Origin of the sequence: Stygiolobus sp. CP850M (genome assembly GCF_037389425.1) — an archaeon.
Lineage (GTDB): Archaea > Thermoproteota > Thermoprotei_A > Sulfolobales > Sulfolobaceae > Stygiolobus.
The window spans coordinates 1-4,737 of the sequence record NZ_JBBHKR010000012.1 but is presented as its reverse complement, the minus strand read 5'-3'; the positions used below and the strand labels follow the sequence as shown (position 1 = coordinate 4,737).

At 32.4% G+C, this 4,737-nt stretch carries 7 protein-coding genes; 4 read left to right on the top strand and 3 right to left on the bottom strand.

Annotated elements, in window-relative coordinates:
• Positions 1 to 56 precede the first annotated feature (56 nt).
• Positions 57 to 293, bottom strand: coding sequence for a hypothetical protein (locus WIW89_RS00410; RefSeq protein ID WP_337719324.1), 237 nt, complete (start codon positions 291 to 293; stop codon positions 57 to 59).
• A gap of 1,020 nt (positions 294 to 1,313) precedes the next feature.
• Between WIW89_RS00410 and WIW89_RS00405 the strand changes: the two genes are divergently transcribed.
• The gene (locus WIW89_RS00405; protein ID WP_337719325.1) at positions 1,314 to 1,520 is read left to right on the top strand and encodes a hypothetical protein; all 207 of its coding nucleotides are present in this window, start codon (positions 1,314 to 1,316) and stop codon (positions 1,518 to 1,520) included.
• A gap of 318 nt (positions 1,521 to 1,838) precedes the next feature.
• On the opposite strand, the gene WIW89_RS00400 is transcribed toward WIW89_RS00405, so the two are convergent.
• Together WIW89_RS00400 and WIW89_RS00395 are read right to left on the bottom strand one after the other, a co-directional pair.
• Complete coding sequence (locus WIW89_RS00400; RefSeq protein ID WP_337719323.1) at positions 1,839 to 2,246, bottom strand: hypothetical protein; 408 nt, start codon at positions 2,244 to 2,246, stop codon at positions 1,839 to 1,841.
• The gene (locus WIW89_RS00395; protein ID WP_337719322.1) at positions 2,198 to 2,635 is read right to left on the bottom strand and encodes a hypothetical protein; all 438 of its coding nucleotides are present in this window, start codon (positions 2,633 to 2,635) and stop codon (positions 2,198 to 2,200) included. Before WIW89_RS00395 ends, WIW89_RS00400 begins: the two co-directional genes overlap by 49 nt.
• Before the next feature lie 257 nt (positions 2,636 to 2,892).
• Here WIW89_RS00395 and WIW89_RS00390 point away from each other — a divergent pair, with 257 nt between their 5' ends.
• From WIW89_RS00390 to WIW89_RS00380, 3 genes are all read left to right on the top strand, one after another.
• Positions 2,893 to 3,555 (top strand): hypothetical protein, encoded by a 663-nt coding sequence (locus tag WIW89_RS00390; RefSeq protein ID WP_337719321.1) that lies wholly within the window; start codon positions 2,893 to 2,895, stop codon positions 3,553 to 3,555.
• 5 nt (positions 3,556 to 3,560) lie between these two features.
• On the top strand, positions 3,561 to 4,133 hold the full coding sequence (locus WIW89_RS00385) for a hypothetical protein (protein WP_337719320.1): 573 nt from the start codon (positions 3,561 to 3,563) through the stop codon (positions 4,131 to 4,133).
• 141 nt (positions 4,134 to 4,274) lie between these two features.
• Positions 4,275 to 4,737 (top strand): hypothetical protein (locus WIW89_RS00380; protein WP_337719319.1); only part of this gene is annotated, 463 nt, incomplete at its 3' end.

The window sequence follows — 4,737 nt, the reverse complement described above, 5'->3', positions numbered from 1 at the left end:
CGTGTAAAACCTCAGTTTTCCCATATCCTGCACTAACCTCATACAGACCTAACATATTACCACCTTCTTCTTCTAGGGAAGAAGACTAAGGAAAAAACTGAGACAATAAATCCTATAAAAAATAGTGCATGCTTTCCTAGAACGAAACCTGATACGATTAAAAATATTCCAATACCTAATAGAAAAAAACCTATTACTAAATTAGGTTTAATTTTTACAATATATACTAACAATATTATAAGAACTAAGAGAACTAACGGAAAAATAACATAAAAATCTGATGTAATTGACATTTATAACACTTATAGTCCTTCATTTATTATTTTTTCTCCTAATGATTCAACGGTAAGCTTCTGTCGCGGTACTTTATATCTTCCATCTTAACCCTCCTTCAATTATTTTCTTTATTGTGTGATAGAGAAGGAAAGTTTTGTTACTTCTTCTCCCACCTGTTACTGTAATTACGTAATCCTTGTCTAGAGGTAAGTCCCTTTCTATTATGTCAGGTAATGGTAAAGTAAACCATTCTGCTGTGAAGCTCTTTATTCCTCTTCCATAAGAATGATGATAATTGTAAGTTTAAGTCTTTTAACGACCAGTTTTACGTAATGATTGGTCTCTAAGAGACCAGTTTAATTTCATTTATGCGATTCTAACACTATGAAGATATTGTGCGTCTAAGATAATTTTTATTTTTTACAATTTAATTCTGTTAGCAAAATCTCTCTTTATCAATCTTCTAGGTAGCGAAGTGAACTACTCCCCCATCACCGGTAGACTTAAAATCATATTACAAATATAAATTCAACATTAAACCTCATATTTTTTCTTAATGAATAAAAGAATATATTTTGTTATACTCATAATCAAGAGCGCTAAGAATAATGTATTAAATAATCAATGTAAATAAAACGGATTCTGTCATACACATCCCATCATTTTCTAATATTATAATAATATTCCTCAGTTTACTTTCAGAGATATAAAAGATCTAATACAACACTTAAAAATTTTAAAAAGTAGAATTAATTGTTTAATTTCACTAAATTCACATGAATTACTAATAATGAATAAAAATTATTTTTACTAATCAGATTTTGAGTCTACCGAGAAGGGACAAGGCTTGTCTTTCGCTTTATCAACTCTATTTATCACATTAATGAGGCAATGAGGTATAGTAATGAGCTATGATGATAAGGCATACGAATAACTAACAAAAGCTAGGTAATCCTTAATATACTATTTAATATCTCAGGGGAAGGACTATGAGTGAGACTTTAAAGTGTTAGAGAAACTTAGAATACTTAGTTAAGTTGTTGAGGGTTTACTTTCAATTAGACGAAATATTAAGTTTTGCAATAGAAGAGTTAGGAGGCGATGAAATAGTAGTTGAAATATCAGCAGTAGAGCAGACTGGTGACTTCAAGGATGGCGACGAAATGGGAGCTTACGCAGTGCTTTTGTACATCTCATTAGCTTATGCTATTCATTACAGTCTCTTAATTCTCGTAATAGATTAGATTTTTTGTATAAACTCCCCAGTTTACCGAAAAAATTCTAAACAACTCCTTACAATATTAAAACGAAATTCTTATTACAAGGGATTATTTGCAAAAAGTTATTGACTTAGGATTCTCTTAATTTTTTCCTTATCTATATTTTGGGGGATATAAAACCTACCCGACCACGTATTTGGATCCCTATTCCATTCTTTCTTCTTTTTTACGATCATTCTCACTCACCGCAGTGCTCTATGGATATATAAGTAAGGCTTTGGCTTAATATTTTTCTCACTTACAAAGGATTAGAAAAGGATATTCTCTCCAAGGTTTAGAAAGTCAATCGAGGTTTAAAGTAAGCTTCTTACCGGTATCTTCAACAATTCCTCTTTGTGTTCTAAGCAATTTTTTATAATTGCCTCTGATAATATCTATAACTTTCTGATCTACTTGCTTAATTATTAGTTTATTCTCATTACAATATACTATTACTACGTCGCTAGATTCTCCCACCCCATGTGACTCCTCAGCTTGAAATTTAGCAAATAGACCTAAAGTCAGTGCCTTCTTCATATCGTTAGTCGGGGAATATCCCAAATGTATTAATGCCCACATAGCAGACAAGCCTCCGCTACCTATTACACCAAATCCTTGTGAAGTAAGATCGGCAACTTCCGAGTTGTTAACATTATATATGGCTACCTTGTTTTTAATTGTATGCCAATCAGTACATCTAGATTGTTCCATACTTCAGAGATCTTGCCAGATATTATATTAGAGAGAGTCGGATCGTTAATATATTGTATCATTTTATCTGGGTCGTACTTAATACCTAAAGGGCCTAAAACTGATTCTTCTATTCTTTTCTTAATTATCTCGTTATAAGGGGCTACAAGTAAGCCTCTGACTTTGTCGAAAATATCGGACAGAGAAAATTGTTGTGAAGTCGTTTGTATAAACAGATCGTAATATAACTTTTCGAAGTACTGTCTTATCCATGGCCCAGAACCGGCACCGATACCGTATAACGCTTCACAACGGTTTTGATTATTATAAACTGGCTCTATTTTAGATATGTCGCTTTCTATTCCTATCGTTCCCTGATAAGTGTACATTTTATCTGCTATAAAAATCAAGCCTTCGCTTTTACCTTCGGAAAATTTTAGAACTATTCCTATAGTTATATGGTGCCTCATTATTGTTTAAAACAAAAAGCTTAATCTCTTTTTCCTTCAGTCCTATATCCGAAAAGTACTCTTTATAATGGACGTCACAGAGTCATTCTGATTTCGGGATCTGTAGTTAACTTGGCTTTCAGCTTTGTTCCTGCATGAAAATAGGGAGAAAAAATTAAATGTGTCTTTAAACAATAAAGACATAAGGGAATTTTAAAATGACACAATTAGCTGACAGAGGAAACGTAATGGGGGAACTCTTAAGTGAATATGCAGAATTTATCGACCTAGGTACTATTAATTATCTAATAGATCTTATGAGCAAAGAAGAAAAAAAGAGTAAGAGGGAGATATTCAAGGAGCTAGAGATTAGTAGAGGTGCCTTATATCAACCTCACGTAGGAAATAAACTCAAGCAGAAGATAATTAAAGAAGCCTTCAAGCGTTTAGACTCAAGTATCGTTATAAAAACCCTGTACGGACGTATGAAGAACCTTTTCATAAATTTTATAGTAGATATTCTCTCTGTCACTGCTGACGAAATTAATACTAATAATGATTTAGCTGAATTCATCAGAGAGGTATTAACCGAAAACGCCGAGCTATTAGAGAACGTAAGAGACGTTGAAAGGAGAAAAATTATCGAGATTGTAACAAATAAGTTCTCCTTAGAATATAACAAGAATATTAGACTGTTTTGGCTTACTAATCCAAGATACATATATGGGGATGAAATTATAAATTCTAAAACTTTTGAAGATCAATCAGTAACGCCTACGGTGAGCATACAGTCTCTTTTGAGCATAAATAATCAATTCATTCAGAGATCAAGAAAGAAAATGCCTAACGAACACTCCGCTAGTCCGAGTACCTTAAGGTGAAAATAGTGAGGAAACAAAACTTCGTGATAATTTTACCGTGGATTATACCCGGGTCTTTAGGAACCAGCTTCAAAGCAGCTTTAGAAGAAATAATCCAATCGGCTCTTGTAGACCTAAAAATGAAATTTGATATAGACAGAGATGAACAATCTACAAACATAACAATTAAGCACGAAAACGATTATTTTACCATAAATATACTAGCCAGTACAATAATCCTTCAGTTTTTAGATTTAAATGAAAATGAGAGATTAATAGTAGATGAAATAGTAAAAAAGATTAAAGAGTCCGGAATAGATCTACCTAAGGAATTCTTAGTCTCATCCTCAGTTACTGTAGACTCAAATAGAGATAAACTAAGTAAATTAGTTACATTTCGCTACGGGGAAGATTATATACCTGCTTCTATAAGGCTTATACATGAGCAGAAAAATATAAGGGAATTGATTACAATAGAACAAGTAGGGATTTTTTCATCACAACTGATTTTACTTGTTGAAGTAATATCTGAAGATCTTTACGAGGGCATAACGCATGTAATTAGTGAGAGGTCTAAGATGTTAAAAATCCTTGGATAACTGTGATGATTGATGAATAATAGATGTTGCTTTTTTCGAATCCTTAACGAAGATACTATACGAAGATTAATTGAAATGACAGAACGATATTTATCACAGAACTTTAATGTTAGTACTCGTGGCATCAGTTTTAAGATACAGATGTTAGATGGGAATTCGGCAGGCATTTGTGAAAGAAGAAAGAATCTCATAATTATTGACCCCAACAGAGGCTTAAACCCGATAACAATAATTCACGAAGTTTTACATTGTTTTCAACACGAATCCTGGAATGGAACAGCTCATGGTATTCATGAAGGGTTAATAGAGCTTTTAGCCTCTTACATAATTTATGAAAATTCAAATAATCAAGATTCCTTAGGAGAGCTTACGCTATCTAAAGTAGTAAATTGCATGTTCAAGGATAGAAACTCTTTTTGTTTCCTGAATAATTACGGTTATATATATTTACTCACGTTTTGGAGCTCGGTTTTTATCTATCTTATCTTTTCAGATTTAAATGGTACTATTTTAACAGATGAGAATCACGATTCCTTGATAAAGAGATCTATAATAGAGAATATCAGAAAATTATTCAATGTATTATTGAGGGCGAATTTACAAG

Coding starts and splice junctions, on each gene's coding strand:
- WIW89_RS00410 (WP_337719324.1), bottom strand. CDS start 293: ATGTCAATTACATCAGATTTTTATGTTATTTTTCCGTTAGTTCTCTTA.
- WIW89_RS00400 (WP_337719323.1), bottom strand. CDS start 2,246: ATGGAACAATCTAGATGTACTGATTGGCATACAATTAAAAACAAGGTA.
- WIW89_RS00390 (WP_337719321.1), top strand. CDS start 2,893: ATGACACAATTAGCTGACAGAGGAAACGTAATGGGGGAACTCTTAAGT.